The organism is Pseudomonas sp. OST1909 (assembly GCF_015277575.1).
Lineage (GTDB): Bacteria > Pseudomonadota > Gammaproteobacteria > Pseudomonadales > Pseudomonadaceae > Aquipseudomonas > Aquipseudomonas synxantha_A.
Window position 1 is genome coordinate 1358408 of sequence record NZ_CP063780.1, and the last position, 17365, is coordinate 1375772.

General features: G+C 61.5%; 15 protein-coding genes and 1 other RNA gene. All 16 read left to right on the forward strand.

Going from position 1 to position 17365, the window contains the following annotated elements:
* The first annotated feature begins 132 nt into the window (after nt 1-132).
* Nucleotides 133-1038: a 16S rRNA (cytidine(1402)-2'-O)-methyltransferase gene (rsmI, locus tag IH404_RS06025; RefSeq protein WP_164699512.1), complete on the forward strand. Its 906-nt coding sequence runs from the start codon at nt 133-135 to the stop codon at nt 1036-1038.
* Between the two features lie 95 nt (nt 1039-1133).
* Nucleotides 1134-1487, forward strand: an RNA gene (gene rnpB / locus IH404_RS06030) — RNase P RNA component class A.
* Between the two features lie 355 nt (nt 1488-1842).
* Complete coding sequence (gene mraZ, locus IH404_RS06035; RefSeq protein ID WP_003171868.1) at nt 1843-2298, forward strand: division/cell wall cluster transcriptional repressor MraZ; 456 nt, start codon at nt 1843-1845, stop codon at nt 2296-2298.
* A 2-nt stretch (nt 2299-2300) separates the two neighbouring features.
* A complete protein-coding gene (rsmH, locus tag IH404_RS06040) occupies nt 2301-3242 on the forward strand; it encodes a 16S rRNA (cytosine(1402)-N(4))-methyltransferase RsmH (RefSeq protein WP_087945273.1) in 942 nt (313 codons plus the stop codon).
* Nucleotides 3239-3532 carry a cell division protein FtsL gene (gene ftsL, locus IH404_RS06045; protein WP_003188663.1) on the forward strand — a complete coding sequence of 98 codons (294 nt, stop codon included), beginning with the start codon at nt 3239-3241 and terminating at the stop codon, nt 3530-3532. The genes rsmH and ftsL overlap by 4 nt, the downstream gene beginning before the upstream one ends.
* Nucleotides 3532-5274, forward strand: coding sequence for a penicillin-binding protein 2 (locus tag IH404_RS06050; RefSeq protein WP_164699553.1), 1743 nt, complete (start codon nt 3532-3534; stop codon nt 5272-5274). The genes ftsL and IH404_RS06050 overlap by 1 nt, the downstream gene beginning before the upstream one ends.
* Nucleotides 5274-6737 carry a UDP-N-acetylmuramoyl-L-alanyl-D-glutamate--2,6-diaminopimelate ligase gene (locus IH404_RS06055; RefSeq protein ID WP_194440144.1) on the forward strand — a complete coding sequence of 488 codons (1464 nt, stop codon included), beginning with the start codon at nt 5274-5276 and terminating at the stop codon, nt 6735-6737. Before IH404_RS06050 ends, IH404_RS06055 begins: the two co-directional genes overlap by 1 nt.
* Entirely contained in the window at nt 6730-8100 is a 1371-nt protein-coding gene (gene murF, locus IH404_RS06060) for a UDP-N-acetylmuramoyl-tripeptide--D-alanyl-D-alanine ligase (RefSeq protein ID WP_005784937.1), read from the forward strand. Before IH404_RS06055 ends, murF begins: the two co-directional genes overlap by 8 nt.
* The gene (gene mraY, locus IH404_RS06065; RefSeq protein ID WP_005784939.1) at nt 8100-9182 is read left to right on the forward strand and encodes a phospho-N-acetylmuramoyl-pentapeptide-transferase; all 1083 of its coding nucleotides are present in this window, start codon (nt 8100-8102) and stop codon (nt 9180-9182) included. The genes murF and mraY overlap by 1 nt, the downstream gene beginning before the upstream one ends.
* Before the next feature lie 6 nt (nt 9183-9188).
* Entirely contained in the window at nt 9189-10535 is a 1347-nt protein-coding gene (gene murD, locus IH404_RS06070; RefSeq protein ID WP_005784940.1) for a UDP-N-acetylmuramoyl-L-alanine--D-glutamate ligase, read from the forward strand.
* 8 nt (nt 10536-10543) lie between these two features.
* A complete protein-coding gene (gene ftsW / locus IH404_RS06075; RefSeq protein ID WP_164365925.1) occupies nt 10544-11755 on the forward strand; it encodes a putative lipid II flippase FtsW in 1212 nt (403 codons plus the stop codon).
* Nucleotides 11745-12815 carry an undecaprenyldiphospho-muramoylpentapeptide beta-N-acetylglucosaminyltransferase gene (murG, locus tag IH404_RS06080; protein ID WP_005784943.1) on the forward strand — a complete coding sequence of 357 codons (1071 nt, stop codon included), beginning with the start codon at nt 11745-11747 and terminating at the stop codon, nt 12813-12815. The genes ftsW and murG overlap by 11 nt, the downstream gene beginning before the upstream one ends.
* The gene (gene murC / locus IH404_RS06085; protein ID WP_005784945.1) at nt 12808-14256 is read left to right on the forward strand and encodes a UDP-N-acetylmuramate--L-alanine ligase; all 1449 of its coding nucleotides are present in this window, start codon (nt 12808-12810) and stop codon (nt 14254-14256) included. The genes murG and murC overlap by 8 nt, the downstream gene beginning before the upstream one ends.
* Nucleotides 14253-15209: a D-alanine--D-alanine ligase gene (locus tag IH404_RS06090; RefSeq protein ID WP_005784946.1), complete on the forward strand. Its 957-nt coding sequence runs from the start codon at nt 14253-14255 to the stop codon at nt 15207-15209. Before murC ends, IH404_RS06090 begins: the two co-directional genes overlap by 4 nt.
* A gap of 3 nt (nt 15210-15212) precedes the next feature.
* Complete coding sequence (locus tag IH404_RS06095; RefSeq protein WP_032803262.1) at nt 15213-16082, forward strand: cell division protein FtsQ/DivIB; 870 nt, start codon at nt 15213-15215, stop codon at nt 16080-16082.
* Between the two features lie 15 nt (nt 16083-16097).
* The gene (gene ftsA / locus IH404_RS06100; protein WP_003188682.1) at nt 16098-17360 is read left to right on the forward strand and encodes a cell division protein FtsA; all 1263 of its coding nucleotides are present in this window, start codon (nt 16098-16100) and stop codon (nt 17358-17360) included.
* Nucleotides 17361-17365: the final 5 nt, after the last annotated feature.

Consider the following 17365-nt stretch of genomic DNA (forward strand, 5'->3'; position numbering starts at 1 on the left):
AAGCACTGGCCCAGGCGCGATGTTAGTGGCGTGAAACCGTGGATTTAGGTCGTGCAAATGTTGCGATTAACCAATGCTGGCTGAAACGGCATCCACCGTGATGGCATATTTTCCCGGCGTCTACGCGCTACAATGTGGCTTTTGCCAACCATCGAGGTGTGCGTTTTGACTGCTCCAGGTCCATTGAATTCCACTGCTGGCTCGCTTTTTGTGGTGGCGACGCCGATTGGCAACCTGGACGACATCAGTGCCCGGGCGCTGAAGGTGTTGCGCGAGGTTAAATTGATCGCGGCGGAAGACACGCGACACTCCCAACGGTTGATGCAGCATTTTGGAATCAGCACGCCACTGGCGGCGTGCCATGAGCACAACGAGCGCGAAGAAGGCAGCCGTTTCATCACCCGCTTGCTGGCCGGTGACGACGTGGCATTGATCTCCGATGCGGGTACGCCGTTGATTTCCGATCCGGGATACCACCTGGTCCGCCAGGCACGCGCCGCTGGTATCAATGTAGTGCCTGTTCCGGGAGCGTGCGCGCTGATTGCCGCATTATCTGCCGCAGGCTTGCCGTCGGATCGGTTTATTTTTGAGGGTTTCCTGCCGGCCAAGGCCGTCGGCCGTCGCGCACGCCTTCAGGCCCTGAAGGAAGAGCCGCGAACCCTGATCTTCTACGAAGCCCCGCACCGCATCCTTGAATGCCTGCAGGATATGGAGCTGGTGTTCGGCGGCGAGCGCCTGGCGTTGCTGGCCCGGGAGTTGACCAAGACCTTCGAAACCCTCAAGGGGCTGCCGCTGGAGGCGTTGCGGGCGTTTGTCGAGGGCGACAGCAATCAGCAGCGGGGCGAATGTGTGGTGCTGGTGGCGGGCTGGAGTGCGCCGGAGAATGAAGACGCCGTGGGCAGCGAAGCCATGCGCATCCTCGATTTGTTGCTCAAGGAAATGCCGCTCAAGCGTGCCGCTGCCCTTGCCGCAGAAATTACCGGGGTGCGCAAAAACGTGTTGTATCAAGTGGCGCTCGATAAACAGAAGGCTGAATAGTTCCGGGGCCGAATCTGTATTTCGTCCGAACATGATGGCACTGCTGCACTTTAATACTTGTCCTCAGACCTTCGTGCCGTTAACCTGCGCGGCGGAGAGTCGATTGGACAGTCGCTGCCCTCTATGAAAATTAGGGGGGGGAGGAAAGTCCGGGCTCCATAGGGCGAAGTGCCAGGTAATGCCTGGGAGGCGTGAGCCTACGGAAAGTGCCACAGAAAATAACCGCCTAAGCACTTCGGTGCCGGTAAGGGTGAAAAGGTGCGGTAAGAGCGCACCGCACGACTGGCAACAGTTCGTGGCTAGGTAAACCCCACTTGGAGCAAGACCAAATAGGGTCCCAAGGCGTGGCCCGCGCTGGGACCGGGTAGGTTGCTAAAGATGTCCAGTGATGGCCATCGTAGACGAATGACTGTTCAAGACAGAACCCGGCTTACAGATCGACTCTCCACCTTTTTTCCTTGCGTTCGAATCTCGTGCGCAAACCCGGTAGTAACGCAAGAATCCCTCCCTGCCAAATCATTGGCAGATGCGTCTTCGTAATACCAAAAAAATCTTACTCTTAATAAATCACTTTAACTTTAAGTCGTAGCTCCATGAGCTATTTGCCGTTGTTGAGTCAAAAACATCGTCAAACTCTCGTTTCTCCTCCTTTTACCTTCCTAAATCTCCGTTCTGTAAGGCTTTTCCTTGAATACGCGCCTTGACGGTGTGGTAGGCGCATTCCTATAGTGTGCGCAAGTGGCGGAAAGTGGCACAAAGTGGGTTTTTTGAACGTAAAACGCTAAAATTTGGAGAAACGCATCTGTGTTTCGCGGAGCTAACGCTATCAGTCTCGATGCAAAAGGCCGTCTCGCCATGCCGAGCCGGTATCGTGACGAGCTCATTTCGCGAAGTTCAGGGCAGTTAATCATCACGATTGACGCCGTTGACCCTTGTTTGTGCGTTTACCCTCTCGATGAGTGGGAGTTGATCGAAACCAAGTTGCGCGCGCTGCCTTCATTGCGTGAAGAGAACCGCCGCCTCCAGCGTTTGCTGATCGGCAATGCCGTTGACCTTGAACTCGATGGCAGCGGTCGTTTCCTGGTGCCGCCGCGTCTGCGCGAGTACGCCAAGCTCGACAAGCGCGCAATGCTGGTAGGCCAGCTGAACAAGTTCCAATTGTGGGACGAAGATGCCTGGGATGCTGTTTCTGCAGCTGACCTGGCTGCTATTCAACAACCGGGCGCCATGCCTGATGAACTGCGTGATTTGATCCTGTGACTATTGATAGCGGCTTTAACCACATCACCGTACTGCTTGACGAAGCCGTTGAGGCTCTCGCCGTACGCGCGGATGGCTGCTATTTGGATGGCACCTTCGGCAGGGGCGGGCATAGTCGTTTGATACTCAGCCAGCTCGGGCCCGACGGTAAGCTCCTCGGGTTCGACAAGGACCCTCAAGCGATTGCCACCGGGCAAGCGCTAGCGGCCGAAGACGGCCGCTTTGTCGTTGTGCAGCGCAGCTTTGCCGAGCTGGGTGCCGAAGTCGCCGAGCGCGGCATGGCAGGCAAGGTGGCCGGGGTTTTGCTCGACCTGGGCGTGTCTTCGCCGCAGCTCGACGACCCGGAGCGCGGCTTCAGCTTCATGAACGACGGCCCCCTGGACATGCGCATGGACCCCACCCGTGGGGTCAGCGCTGCCCAGTTCATCGCCACTGCACCGGTGGAAGAAATCGCCCGCGTATTCAAGGAATACGGTGAAGAACGCTTCGCCGGCCGGATGGCGCGTGCCGTGGTCGAGCGTCGGGAAATCCAGCCATTCGAGCGTACCGCCGACCTGGCTGAAGTGCTGAAGGTCGCCAACCCTGCGTGGGAAAAGGGCAAGAACCCGGCAACCCGTGCGTTCCAGGGCCTGCGCATTCACGTCAACAACGAATTGGGTGATCTGGAAGCCGGCCTCGAAGCCGCTCTGGATGCTCTGGAAGTGGGCGGTCGCCTGGTGGTGATCAGCTTCCACTCGTTGGAAGACCGCATCGTCAAACTGTTCATGCGTCGTCTGGTCAAGGGCGAGTCCGACAACCTGCCGCGCAACCTGCCGGTACGTTTCGAAGCCTTTGTGCCGAAAATCAAAATCCATGGCAAAGCGCAGTTCGCTTCCGAAGCCGAACTCAAGGCCAACCCACGTTCCCGTAGCGCCGTCATGCGCGTCGCGGAGAAGCTGCGGTGAGCAAGCTTTTCGCCAAACCCCTGCCGGGCGGCAGCTTCTTTATGTTGCTGCTGTTTGTCGGCGTGCTGGTGTCCGCGATTGCGGTGTCCTACAGCGCCCACTGGAACCGCCAGTTGCTCAATACCCTGTATGGGGAGTTGAGCGTGCGTGACAAGGCGCAGGCGGAGTGGGGCCGGTTGATCCTCGAACAAAGTACCTGGACAGCCCACAGCCGTATCGAAGTGCTGGCTACCGAGCAGCTGAAGATGCACATCCCGGGCGCGGCCGAAGTCCGCATGGTGGCGCCATGATGAAGCTCGAAGGCGCACTCTACCCGTGGCGCTTCCGCCTGATGCTCGGCTTGCTGGCATTGATGGTGGGTGCGATCGTCTGGCGCATCTTCGACCTGCAGGTGGTCGACCGCGACTTCCTGATCGGCCAGGGTGACGCCCGCAGCCTGCGGCATATTCCAATTCCTGCGCACCGCGGCCTGATCACCGACCGCAATGGCGAGCCCCTGGCCGTCAGTACCCCGGTGACGACGCTGTGGGCCAACGCTAAAGAGCTGCAAGTTGCCAAGGACAAGTGGCCCGAGCTGGCCGCCGCCCTTGGCCAGGACCGCAAGGCCCTGACCGATCGCCTCGAAGCCCAGGCCAACAAGGAATTCATCTATCTGGTTCGCGGGCTCACCCCCGAGCAAGGCCAGCAGGTGCTCGACCTTAAAATCCCCGGTGTCTACGGCATCGAGGAGTTTCGTCGTTTCTACCCGGCCGGTGAAACCACCGCGCACATGGTCGGCTTTACCGATATCGATGATCATGGTCGCGAAGGTGTTGAGCTGGCGTACGACGAATGGCTGGCCGGAGTTCCGGGCAAGCGGCAGGTCATCAAGGATCGGCGCGGCAGGCTGATCAAGGATGTCCAGGTCACCAAAAACGCCAAGGCCGGCAAGCCTCTGGCGTTGTCGATCGATCTGCGCCTGCAATACCTGGCCAACCGCGAACTGCGTAACGCGATCATCGAGAACGGCGCCAAGGCCGGTAGCCTGGTGATCATGGACGTGAAGACCGGCGAGATCCTCGCCATGGTCAACCAGCCGACCTATAACCCCAACAACCGTCGCAACCTGCAGCCGGCGATGATGCGTAACCGCGCAATGATCGACGTGTTCGAGCCGGGTTCGACCATGAAAGCCATCTCCATGAGCGCTGCTCTGGAAACCGGGCGCTGGAAACCTACCGACAAGGTCGAGGTTTACCCAGGCACCTTGCAACTGGGCAAATACACCATTCGCGACGTATCCCGCAGCGAAGGTCCGGTGCTGGATCTGACAGGTATTCTGATCAACTCCAGTAACGTGGGCATGAGTAAGGTCGCCTTCGACATTGGCGGCGAAACGATCTATCACCTGGCGCAAAAAATCGGTCTGGGGCAACCCACCGGCCTCGATTTCCCGGGTGAGCGCGTGGGCAACCTGCCGAACTACCGCGAGTGGAGAAAGGCCGAGACTGCCACGCTGTCCTACGGCTACGGCCTGTCGGTCACTGCGATCCAGCTGGCCCACGCGTTCTCTGTATTAGCCAACAACGGCCGCATGGTGCCGTTGAGCCTGATCCATGTGGATGAACCGCCGAAAGCCAACCAGGTCATTCCGGAAAAAGTCGCCAAGACCATCCAGGGCATGCTGCAACAAGTGATCGAAGCTCCACGCGGGGTGTTCCGTGCCCAGGTGCCGGCATATCACGTGGCAGGCAAGTCGGGTACTGCGCGCAAGACATCGGTAGGCACCAAGGGCTACGCCGAAAATTCCTACCGCTCGCTGTTCGCTGGCTTCGGCCCGATGAGCGACCCGCGCTACGCCATCGTCGTGGTGATCGACGAACCGAGTAAAGCCGGCTACTTCGGTGGCCTGGTATCGGCGCCGGTGTTCAGCAAAGTGATGTCCGGCACCCTGCGCCTGATGAACATCACGCCGGACAACCTGCCGCCGACCCAACAAGCCAACGCCGGACCACCGGCCGCCGCTGTCAAAGCCAATGGAGGGCGCGGCTGATGTCTCTGAGCCTCAACAAGATTTTTGCCCATGCCGGCCGCGATCTGCTGATTCGCGAATTGAGCCTGGACAGCCGCAACGTACGCGCCGGTGACCTGTTCCTGGCGGTGCCTGGCGGCAAGTTCGACGGTCGTGCGCATATCGCAGACGCCCTGCAACGCGGCGCGGCGGCTGTGGCCTATGAAGTGGAAGGCGCCACTGTGCTGCCGATCACCGACGTGCCGTTGATTCCAGTCAAGGGCCTGGCTGCGCAGCTCTCTGACATCGCCGGGCGTTTTTACGGCGACCCGAGCCGCCAGCTCAACCTGATCGGCGTGACCGGCACCAATGGCAAGACCAGCGTGACCCAGTTGGTCGCCCAGGCCCTTGACCTTTTGGGCCAGCACTGCGGCATCGTCGGCACCCTGGGCACTGGCTTTTATGGTGCGCTGCAAAGCGGCCTGCACACCACGCCGAACCCGATTGCCGTGCAAGCGACCCTGGCCGACCTGAAAAAGGCCGGCGCCAAGGCGGTTGCAATGGAAGTTTCCTCACATGGTCTGGATCAGGGGCGAGTGGCTGCCCTGGCCTTTGACGTTGCGGTGATGACCAACCTGTCCCGTGATCACCTCGACTACCACGGCACCATGGAGGCGTACGCCGCCGCCAAGGCCAAGCTGTTTGCCTGGAATGACCTGAAGTGCCGAGTGATCAACCTGGACGACGCATTTGGCCGTCAACTGGCTGGCGAAGAAAGCGAAGCACGCCTGATCAGCTATAGCCTGAAAGATTCCAGTGCCTACCTGTATTGCCGCGAAGCCCAGTTCAATGACGAGGGCGTACGCGCCACGTTGGTCACGCCCCAGGGCGAACACCACTTGCGCAGTACCTTGCTCGGCCGCTTCAACCTGAGCAACGTACTTGCTGCCATCGGCGCGCTGCTGGGGCTGGATTACGCCCTGGATGAAATCCTGCGCGTACTGCCCAAGCTTGAGGGCCCGGCTGGCCGTATGCAGCGCCTGGGTGGCGGCAAGCAGCCGCTGGTGGTGGTCGATTACGCCCATACCCCGGATGCCCTGGAAAAAGTTCTCGAAGCGCTGCGCCCACATGCCAAGGGCAAATTGCTCTGCCTGTTCGGCTGCGGCGGTGATCGCGATCGCGGCAAGCGTCCGTTGATGGCCGAGATTGTCGAGCGTTTGGCCGACGGCGTACTCGTCACCGACGACAACCCGCGCAGCGAAGACCCAAGCCAGATTTTCGATGACATCCGTGTCGGCTTCAAAGATGCCTCCAAGGCCACCTTCGTTGCCGGTCGTGGTGCCGCCATTGCCCAACTGATTGCCAGCGCCAGCGCTGACGATGTGGTGGTGCTGGCGGGCAAGGGGCACGAGGACTACCAGGAAATCAACGGCGAGCGCCATGCCTTCTCCGATCTGATCGAGGCTGATCACGCCTTGACTGCCTGGGAGGTCGCCCATGCTTAAAGTCATGCAGTTCAGCGAACTCACCCAGGCCCTGTCGGCCCGCGTAGTGTCGAGCGATTGCACCTTCAACGGCGTGAGTATCGACAGCCGCAACATTCAGCCTGGGCAGTTGTTTGTCGCCCTGGCAGGCCCGCGCTTCGATGGTCACGACTACCTGAACGAAGTCGCCGCCAAAGGTGCCGTCGGTGCCTTGGTACAGCGTGAAGTGGCCGACTCCACCTTGCCGCAATTGCTGGTTGCCGATACCCGCCTGGCCCTGGGCCAACTGGGTGCGCTCAACCGCGCGGCTTTTGACAAGCCGGTGGCGGCCATTACCGGCTCCAGCGGCAAGACCACGGTCAAGGAACTGCTTGCCGGCGTCCTGCGTACGCGCGGGCCAGTGCTCGCGACTCGTGGCAACCTCAACAATGATTTCGGCGCACCGCTGACCCTGCTCGAGCTGGCCCCGGAGCACACGGCAGCCGTGATCGAGCTGGGGGCTTCGCGCATCGGCGAAATCGCCTACACCGTGGCGCTGACCAAGCCTCACGTGGCGATCATCAACAATGCCGGTACCGCCCATGTCGGCGAGTTCGGCGGCCCGGAAAAAATCGTCGAAGCCAAGGGTGAAATCCTTGAAGGGCTCGACGCCTCGGGCACCGCTGTGCTGAACCTGGACGACAAGGCTTTCGAGACCTGGCGTGTACGCGCCGCTGGTCGCAAGGTGCTGACGTTTGCGGTGCTCAATGCCGCGGCCGACTTCCATGCTTCAAATATCACCGTTGACGCCCGCGGTTGCCCGTCTTTCACCTTGCATACCCCGCAAGGCAGCGAACACGTGCAGTTGAACCTGCTGGGCAACCATAACGTTGCCAACGCCCTGGCCGCCGCCGCCGCCGCCCATGCCCTGGGCGTGTCGCTGTTCGGTATCGCTACGGGCCTGGGCGCGGTGCAGCCGGTCAAGGGCCGCACCGTGGCGCAATTGGCTGCCAACGGCATGCGCGTGATTGATGACACCTACAACGCCAATCAGTCCTCGGTCTGCGCCGCCATAGATCTGCTCAAGGGTTTCGATGGCCGCAAAGTACTGGTGCTGGGCGATATCGCCGAACTGGGCGACTGGGCCGAGCAGTCCCATCGCGAAGTGGGTGCCTACGCCAGCGGCAAGGTCGACGCGCTCTACGCGGTCGGCCCGAACATGACTCACGCCGTGAGCACCTTTGGCCCCGGTGCGCGGCATTTCGCGACGCAAGCTGAATTGATCCAGGCGCTGACGGCGACTGAACACGACAAACACACAACCATTTTGATCAAGGGATCGCGCAGCGCGGTGATGGAAAACGTCGTCGCAGCCTTGTGTGGCTCAAGTACGGAGAAACATTAATGCTGCTGCTGCTGGCTGAGTATCTGCAACAGTTCCACAAAGGCTTCGCGGTCTTTCAGTACCTGACCCTGCGCGGGATCCTGGGTGTGCTGACCGCGCTGTCTTTGTCACTGTTCCTGGGGCCGTGGATGATCCGCACCCTGCAGAACCTGCAAATTGGTCAATCGGTTCGTAACGACGGCCCGCAGTCGCATCTGTCCAAGTCCGGCACGCCGACGATGGGCGGTGCGCTGATCCTGTCGTCCATCGGCGTCAGCACCTTGCTCTGGGCCGACCTGCATAACCGCTACGTGTGGGTGGTGCTGCTGGTGACCCTGTTGTTCGGTGCCATCGGCTGGGTGGATGACTACCGCAAAGTGATCGAGAAAAACTCCAAGGGGCTGCCAAGCCGCTGGAAGTATTTCTGGCAGTCGGTGTTCGGCCTCGCTGCGGCAGTCTTCCTGTACACCACTGCGCCAAGCGCCGTGGAAACCACCTTGATCATCCCGATGCTCAAGGATGTAAGCATTCCACTGGGTGTCGGCTTCGTGGTGCTGACCTATTTCGTGATCGTCGGCTCCAGCAACGCAGTGAACCTGACCGACGGCCTTGATGGCCTGGCGATCATGCCGACGGTGATGGTTGGCGGTGCACTCGGCATCTTCTGCTACCTGTCGGGTAACGTGAAATTCGCTGAATACCTGCTGATCCCTTACGTACCGGGCGCCGGTGAGCTGATCGTGTTCTGCGGCGCGCTGATCGGTGCCGGCCTGGGGTTCCTGTGGTTCAACACCTACCCGGCACAAGTCTTCATGGGTGACGTCGGCGCGCTGGCGCTGGGCGCTGCCCTGGGCACCATTGCGGTGATCGTTCGCCAGGAAATCGTGCTGTTCATCATGGGCGGTGTGTTCGTGATGGAAACCCTGTCGGTGGTCATCCAGGTGGCTTCCTTCAAATTGACCGGGCGTCGTGTGTTCCGCATGGCGCCGATCCACCACCACTTTGAACTCAAGGGCTGGCCCGAGCCACGTGTGATCGTCCGTTTCTGGATCATCACCGTGATTCTGGTACTGGTCGGCCTTGCCACCCTGAAACTGAGGTAGAAACGAGTGTCCCTGATCGCTTCAGACCACTTCCGCATCGTTGTCGGCCTCGGCAAGAGCGGCATGTCCCTGGTTCGCTTCCTGGCGAACCGGGGCACGTCGTTCGCCGTGGCCGACACGCGGGAAAATCCACCGGAGCTGGTCACGCTGCGCCGTGACTACCCGCACGTGGAAGTGCGTTGTGGCGAGTTGGATGTCGAGTTTCTGTGCCGTGCCGATGAGCTCTACGTGAGCCCCGGCCTGGCCCTGGCTACGCCCGCCCTGCAAGCTGCCGCAGCGCGTGGCGTCAAGCTGTCCGGCGATATCGATCTGTTTGCGCGTAACGCCAAGGCGCCGATCGTGGCCATCAGCGGTTCCAACGCGAAGAGCACCGTGACCACCCTGGTCGGCGAAATGGCGGCTGCGGCCGGCAAGCGCGTGGCTGTGGGCGGCAATCTCGGTGTGCCGGCGTTGGACCTGCTCAGCGACGACGTCGAGTTGTACGTGATGGAGTTGTCGAGCTTCCAGCTGGAAACCACCCACGATCTCGGCGCTGAAGTGGCCACCGTGCTGAATGTCAGCGAAGACCATATGGACCGCTACAGCGGCCTGCCGGCTTATCACTTGGCCAAGCACCGGATCTTCCGTGGCGCCAGGCAATTTGTAGTCAATCGCCAGGATGCCCTGAGCCGTCCGCTGATGGGCGAGGGCATGCCTTGCTGGACTTTCGGCCTGGGCAAACCCGATTTCAAAGGCTTCGGCATTCGCGAAGAGAACGGCGAGAAGTACCTGGCCTTCGAATTCCAGAACCTGATGCCGGTACGCGAACTGAAGATCCGTGGCGCACATAACCAGTCCAATGCCCTGGCTGCACTGGCGCTCGGTCATGCGGTTGGCCTGCCATTCGACGCCATGCTCGCCAGCCTGCGTACGTTCGCTGGCCTTGAGCATCGCTGCCAGTGGGTACGCGACCTCAATGGCGTGAGCTACTACAACGACTCCAAGGCCACCAACGTCGGTGCCGCCCTGGCTGCCATCGAGGGCCTGGGTGCCGATATCGACGGCAAGCTGGTGCTGATCGCTGGTGGTGATGGCAAGGGCGCCGACTTCAAGGACCTTGCAAATCCGGTCGCCGCCCATTGCCGCGCTGTGGTGCTGATGGGTCGCGATTCGGACCTGATTGCCGCCGCCCTCGGCGACGCGGTGCCGCAAGTACGCGCGACTTCGCTGGATGACGCCATTGCCCACTGCAAAGCCCTGGCCCAGCCGGGTGACGCGGTGTTGCTGTCGCCGGCCTGCGCCAGTTTCGACATGTTCAAGAATTACGAAGAGCGCGGTCAGCTGTTCGCCCGCGCCGTGGAGGCCTTGGCATGAGCCTCAACCTGAAAAACATCATCAAGCCGTACCCGTCGCCGATCATTACCGGGCGCGGCATCGACCTCGATTTCCCAATGCTCGCCGGGTGCCTCGCGCTGCTCGGCCTGGGCCTGGTGATGATCACTTCGGCATCCTCCGAAGTGGCTGCCGTGCAGTCGGGCAATACCCTTTACATGATGATCCGTCACCTGGTGTATCTGGTGATCGGCCTCGGCGCGTGCATCGTCACCATGATGATTCCTATCGCCACCTGGCAGCGTCTGGGCTGGCTGATGCTGATCGGCGCGTTCGGTTTGCTGGTGATGGTGATCGTGCCCGGCATCGGCCGCGAGGTGAACGGTTCGATGCGCTGGATCGGCTTCGGCGCGTTCAACGTGCAGCCCTCGGAGATTGCCAAAGTGTTCGTGGTGATCTACCTGGCCGGTTACCTGGTACGCCGTCAGAAAGAAGTGCGCGAAAGCTGGATGGGCTTCTTCAAACCCTTCATCGTGCTGCTGCCCATGGCCGGGCTGTTGCTGATGGAGCCCGACTTCGGTGCCACCGTGGTCATGATGGGCGCTGCGGCGGCCATGCTGTTCCTCGGCGGCGTCGGCCTGTTCCGCTTCACCTTGATGGTGGTGCTGGCAGTCGCGGCGGTGACCATTCTGGTACAGGCGCAACCTTACCGGATGGCCCGTCTGATTACCTTCACCGACCCCTGGTCCGATCAGTTCGGTTCCGGCTACCAGTTGACCCAGGCGCTGATTGCCTTCGGTCGCGGCGAGTGGCTGGGCGTGGGCCTGGGCAACAGCGTGCAGAAGCAGTTCTACCTGCCCGAAGCCCACACCGACTTCGTGTTCTCGGTACTCGCCGAAGAGCTGGGTGTCGTGGGTTCGCTGTGCACTGTCGGCCTGTTCGTATTCGTCTGTGTACGCGCCATGTACATCGGTCTGTGGGCCGAGAAGGCCAAGCAGTTCTTTGCCGCCTACGTTGCCTACGGGCTGGCATTCCTGTGGATCGGCCAGTTCCTGATCAACATCGGCGTGAACGTCGGCCTGCTGCCGACCAAGGGCCTGACCTTGCCGTTCCTCAGTTACGGTGGCAGTTCGTTGGTGATCTGCTGCGCCTGTCTTGGCTTGTTGCTGCGTATCGAGTGGGAGAGTCGAACCCACTTGGGCAGCGAAGAGATGGAGTTCAGCGAAAGCGACTTCGCCGAGGAGCCGACCCATGGGCGCTAACGTGTTGATCATGGCTGGCGGCACCGGGGGGCATGTGTTCCCGGCCCTGGCTTGCGCCCGTGAATTCCAGAACCGCGGCTATACCGTGCACTGGTTGGGTACGCCCCGTGGCATTGAAAACGAATTGGTGCCCAATGCCGGTTTGCCCCTGCATCTGATCAACGTCACCGGCCTGCGTGGCAAGAGCAAGTTGTCCCTGCTCAAGGCGCCGTTCGTGTTGCTCAAGGCGGTCATGCAGGCACGCAGGATCATCCGCGAACTGAAGCCGGTGTGTGTGCTCGGTTTCGGCGGTTATGTGACCGGCCCTGGTGGCGTCGCGGCGAAGCTCGCTGGCGTACCGGTGATCGTGCACGAACAGAACGCCGTCGCCGGGACTGCCAACCGTCTGCTGGTGCCGTTGGCATCGCGGGTGTGTGAAGCCTTCCCGAAAACCTTCGCTGCCTCGGACAAGCTTCGTACCACCGGTAACCCAGTGCGTACCGAACTGTTCATGGCCATTGCGCGTGACGCTCTGGCCGGGCGCAAGGCGCACCTGCTGATCCTGGGCGGAAGCCTGGGCGCCGAGCCACTGAACAAATTGCTGCCTGAAGCCGTTGCGCAACTTCCTGAGGATGTGCGCCCGGAGATCTTCCACCAGGCCGGCAAGAACCATGATGAAGTCACCGCCACGCGTTATCGCGAGGCCGGTGTGGAGGCCAATGTACAGCCCTTCATCAAAGACATGGCCCAAGCCTATGGCTGGGCCGACCTGGTGGTCTGCCGCGCTGGTGCGCTGACCGTCAGTGAACTGGCCGCTGCCGGTCTGCCGTCGTTGCTGGTGCCTTTGCCCCATGCGATCGACGATCACCAGACCCGCAACGCCGAATATTTGGCCGGGGAGGGCGCTGCCTTCCTGCTGCCGCAAAGAACGACTGGCGCCGCCGATTTGGCCGCACGCCTGACCGAGGTTTTGATGCAACCGGAACGACTCAACAGCATGGCGAGCACCGCAAGCCGCCTGGCCAAACCTGACGCAACCCGCACCGTGGTCGATATCTGCCTGGAGGTGGCCCATGGTTGAGAATCAGAAAGCCATGCCGCAACCCGAGATGCGCCGCATCCGTCGCATTCATTTCGTCGGTATCGGCGGTGTGGGCATGTGCGGCATCGCCGAAGTACTGCTGAACCTGGGCTACCAGGTGTCCGGCTCGGACTTGAAAGAGTCGCCGGTCACCGAGCGCCTGAAGTCCTTCGGTGCGCAGATCTTTATCGGCCACCGTGCCGAGAACGCTGCCGAGGCCGATGTGCTGGTGGTGTCCAGTGCCGTGAACACCTCCAACCCGGAAGTGGCCACCGCCCTTGAACGCCGTATCCCGGTGGTGCCGCGTGCCGAGATGCTCGCCGAACTGATGCGCTATCGCCACGGCATCGCCGTCGCCGGTACCCATGGCAAGACCACCACCACCAGCCTGATCGCCTCGGTGTTCGCCGCCGGTGGCCTGGACCCGACGTTCGTCATCGGTGGCCGCCTGAATGCAGCCGGCACCAATGCCCAGCTCGGCACCAGCCGCTATCTGATCGCCGAAGCCGATGAGAGCGATGCGAGCTTCCTGCACCTGCAACCGCTGGTCGCCGTCGTCACCAACATCGACGAAGACCACATGGCGACCTACGACGGTGACTTCAATAAACTGAAGAAAACCTTCGTCGACTTCCTGCACAACCTGCCGTTCTACGGTCTGGCGGTGGTGTGCCTGGACGATCCGGTGGTGCGTGAAATCCTGCCGCAGGTCAAGCGTCCGACCGTGACCTACGGCTTCAGCGAAGACGCCGATGTGCGCGCAATCAATGTACGCCAGGAAGGCATGCAAACCTTCTTCACCGTGCTGCGTCCTGACCGCGAACCGCTGGATGTCTCGGTGAACATGCCGGGCAACCACAACGTGCTGAACTCCCTGGCGACCATCTGCATCGCCACCGATGAGGGTGTCAGCGACGAAGCCATCGTCGAAGGGCTGTCGCGCTTTGCCGGTGTCGGCCGTCGCTTCCAGGTCTACGGCCAGTTGCCGGTTGAAGGCGGTGACGTGATGCTGGTGGACGACTACGGTCACCACCCGACCGAAGTTGCCGCTGTGATCAAGGCCGTGCGCGGCGGCTGGCCGGAGCGTCGTCTGGTGATGGTTTACCAGCCGCACCGCTATAGCCGTACCCGCGACCTGTACGACGATTTCGTCAATGTACTGGCCGATGCCAACGTGCTGCTGCTGATGGAGGTTTACCCGGCCGGTGAAGAACCGATCCCGGGCGCTGACAGCCGCAAGCTGTGCAACAGCATCCGCCAGCGTGGCCAACTGGACCCGATCTACATCGAGCGTGGCGTCGACCTGGCCCCTATCGTCAAGCCGTTGCTGCGCGCCGGCGACATCCTGCTGTGCCAGGGTGCCGGTGATATCGGTGGCCTTGCGCCCAAGTTGCTGGCGAGCCCGCTGTTTGCAGCCGTGGCAAAGGGGGCGTCGAAATGATCACTGACTACGGCTCCCTGTTTTCCACTGTCGCGCCTGCCGATTTCGGTCGCGTCGCCGTGCTGTTCGGCGGCAAGAGCGCTGAACGCGAAGTGTCGCTCAAGTCCGGTAATGCCGTGCTCCAGGCGCTGCAAAGTGCCGGTGTGAACGCCTTTGGCATCGACGTCGGCGATGACTTCCTCGCCCGTCTGCAAGCCGAGAAGATCGACCGCGCCTTCATCATCCTCCATGGTCGTGGCGGTGAAGACGGCAGCATGCAAGGCCTGCTCGAATGTGCCGGCATCCCCTACACCGGTAGCGGTATCCTCGCTTCCGCGCTGGCGATGGACAAATTGCGCACCAAGCAGGTGTGGCACAGCCTGGGTATTCCGACCCCGCGTCACGCCGTGCTGTGCAGCGAAGACGATTGTATTTCTGCGGCCAAGGAACTGGGCCTGCCTTTGATCGTCAAACCAGCCCATGAAGGCTCCAGTATCGGCATGGCTAAAGTGAACTCGGCCGCCGAATTGATCGACGCATGGAAAGCGGCAAGTACCTACGATTCGCAAGTGTTGGTCGAACAGTGGATTTCCGGTCCCGAGTACACCATCGCCACCCTGCGTGGCCAGGTATTGCCGCCCATCGCCTTGGGTACGCCCCACACCTTTTATGACTACGACGCCAAGTACCTGGCTTCCGATACCCAGTACCGGATTCCATGTGGCCTCGAAGCAACCAAGGAACAGCAATTGATGGACCTCACGGCGAAAGCCTGTGAGGCGTTGGGTATCGCCGGTTGGGCGCGGGCAGACGTGATGCAGGATGACCAAGGGGATTTCTGGTTCCTTGAAGTCAACACCGCACCGGGGATGACCGACCACAGCCTGGTGCCGATGGCCGCTCGCGCAGCCGGCCTGGATTTTCAGCAGTTGGTGCTGGCGATCCTGGCGGCAAGTATCGAGTCACGAGGCTAAGACATGAAAGGCGCATCGCTTCGTCATCAGCCCCCACAAGCACCGAGCCGCAAGCCGGTGCCACGGGGTGCCAGCCGCATGGTGGCCAAAGAGCCGATGTCGGCGCGCCTGCCCAAAGCCAACTTTGGCTTTATCAAGGCGCTGTTCTGGCCGGTATTGCTGGTGGTGCTGGGCTTCGGTACCTACGAAGGCGCGCAACGCCTGCTGCCGTATGCCGACCGGCCGATCACCAAGATCAGCGTGCAGGGCGACTTGAGCTACATCAGCCAGCAGGCGGTACAGCAGCGCATCGGCCCGTACCTGGCGGCGAGCTTCTTTACCATCGACCTGGCCGGCATGCGCTCGGAGCTGGAACAGATGCCGTGGATCGCCCACGCCGAAGTGCGCCGCGTATGGCCCGACCAGGTCACGATCCGCCTGGAAGAACAGCTGCCCGTGGCCCGTTGGGGTGATGAAGCGCTGTTGAACAACCAGGGCCAGGCGTTCACCCCGCGTGAGCTGGCCAACTATGAGCACCTGCCGCAGCTGTTCGGGCCGCAGCGGGCGCAGCAGCAAGTGATGCAGCAGTACCAGGCCTTGAGCCAGATGCTGCGGCCACTGGGCTTCTCCATTGCACGCCTGGAACTGCGTGAACGGGGCAGCTGGTTTTTGACGACCGGGGCAGGCAGTTCCGGCCCGGGCATCGAGTTGTTGCTGGGACGCGACCGCTTGGTGGAAAAGATGCGCCGCTTTATTGCCATCTATGAAAAAACCTTGAAAGAACAGATTACGAACATTGCGAGCGTCGACCTGCGTTACGCCAACGGCCTGGCCGTCGGCTGGCGTGCACCGGCCGCGCCCACGGCAGCACAACCCGCTGTCGCGAAGAATTAAGAAGAGGCAGGACCCATGGCAAACGTGCAAAGCGGCAAAATGATCGTCGGTCTCGATATCGGCACCTCCAAGGTGGTGGCGCTGGTGGGCGAGGTTGGGGAAGACGGCGCGATCGAAATCGTCGGTATTGGCACGCATCCGTCCCGGGGCCTGAAGAAGGGCGTGGTGGTGAACATCGAGTCCACCGTGCAATCGATCCAGCGCGCTATCGAAGAAGCGCAGCTGATGGCCGGTTGCCGGATTCACTCGGCGTTTGTCGGCGTGGCCGGCAACCATATCCGCAGCCTGAATTCCCATGGCATCGTGGCGATCCGCGACCGTGAAGTCAGCTCGGCCGACCTTGAGCGCGTCCTCGACGCCGCCCAGGCCGTGGCGATCCCGGCTGACCAGCGCGTGCTGCACACCCTGCCGCAGGACTACGTGATCGATAACCAGGAAGGCGTGCGCGAGCCCCTGGGCATGTCGGGCGTACGTCTGGAAGCCAAGGTTCACGTGGTGACCTGCGCCGTCAACGCCGCACAGAACATTGAAAAATGCGTGCGCCGTTGCGGCCTGGAAATCGACGACATCATTCTCGAGCAGTTGGCTTCGGCCTACTCGGTACTCACCGACGACGAAAAAGAGCTGGGCGTGTGCCTGGTGGACATCGGCGGCGGCACCACCGACATCGCGATCTTCACCGAGGGTGCGATCCGTCACACCGCGGTGATCCCGATTGCCGGCGACCAGGTCACCAACGACATCGCCATGGCGTTGCGTACACCGACCCAGTACGCCGAAGAAATCAAGATCCGCTACGCCTGTGCCCTGGCCAAACTGGCCGGTGCCGGCGAGACCATCAAGGTGCCAAGCGTGGGCGACCGTCCACCGCGCGAACTGTCGCGCCAGGCGCTGGCCGAAGTGGTCGAGCCGCGCTACGACGAACTGTTCACCCTGATCCAGGCTGAACTGCGTCGCAGCGGCTACGAAGATCTGATCCCGGCCGGCATCGTGCTGACCGGTGGCACCTCGAAGATGGAAGGCGCGGTCGAACTGGCCGAAGAGATCTTCCACATGCCTGTGCGCCTGGGCGTGCCCCATGGCGTGAAAGGCCTTGGCGACGTCGTGCGCAACCCGATTTATTCCACCGGTGTGGGCTTGCTGTTGTACGGGCTGCAAAAGCAGACCGATGGCATTTCCCTGTCGGGCCCGAGCATCCGCGACAGCTACCGCAGTGACGACGAAGCCAAAGCGCCGTTGTTCGAGCGGTTGCAGGCTTGGGTCAAAGGCAATTTCTAAAGATT

Coding starts and splice junctions, on each gene's coding strand:
- rsmI (WP_164699512.1), top strand. CDS start 133: ATGTGGCTTTTGCCAACCATCGAGGTGTGCGTTTTGACTGCTCCAGGT.
- IH404_RS06055 (WP_194440144.1), top strand. CDS start 5,274: ATGTCTCTGAGCCTCAACAAGATTTTTGCCCATGCCGGCCGCGATCTG.
- IH404_RS06095 (WP_032803262.1), top strand. CDS start 15,213: ATGAAAGGCGCATCGCTTCGTCATCAGCCCCCACAAGCACCGAGCCGC.
- IH404_RS06050 (WP_164699553.1), top strand. CDS start 3,532: ATGAAGCTCGAAGGCGCACTCTACCCGTGGCGCTTCCGCCTGATGCTC.
- ftsA (WP_003188682.1), top strand. CDS start 16,098: ATGGCAAACGTGCAAAGCGGCAAAATGATCGTCGGTCTCGATATCGGC.
- murG (WP_005784943.1), top strand. CDS start 11,745: ATGGGCGCTAACGTGTTGATCATGGCTGGCGGCACCGGGGGGCATGTG.
- murF (WP_005784937.1), top strand. CDS start 6,730: ATGCTTAAAGTCATGCAGTTCAGCGAACTCACCCAGGCCCTGTCGGCC.
- murC (WP_005784945.1), top strand. CDS start 12,808: ATGGTTGAGAATCAGAAAGCCATGCCGCAACCCGAGATGCGCCGCATC.
- mraY (WP_005784939.1), top strand. CDS start 8,100: ATGCTGCTGCTGCTGGCTGAGTATCTGCAACAGTTCCACAAAGGCTTC.
- IH404_RS06090 (WP_005784946.1), top strand. CDS start 14,253: ATGATCACTGACTACGGCTCCCTGTTTTCCACTGTCGCGCCTGCCGAT.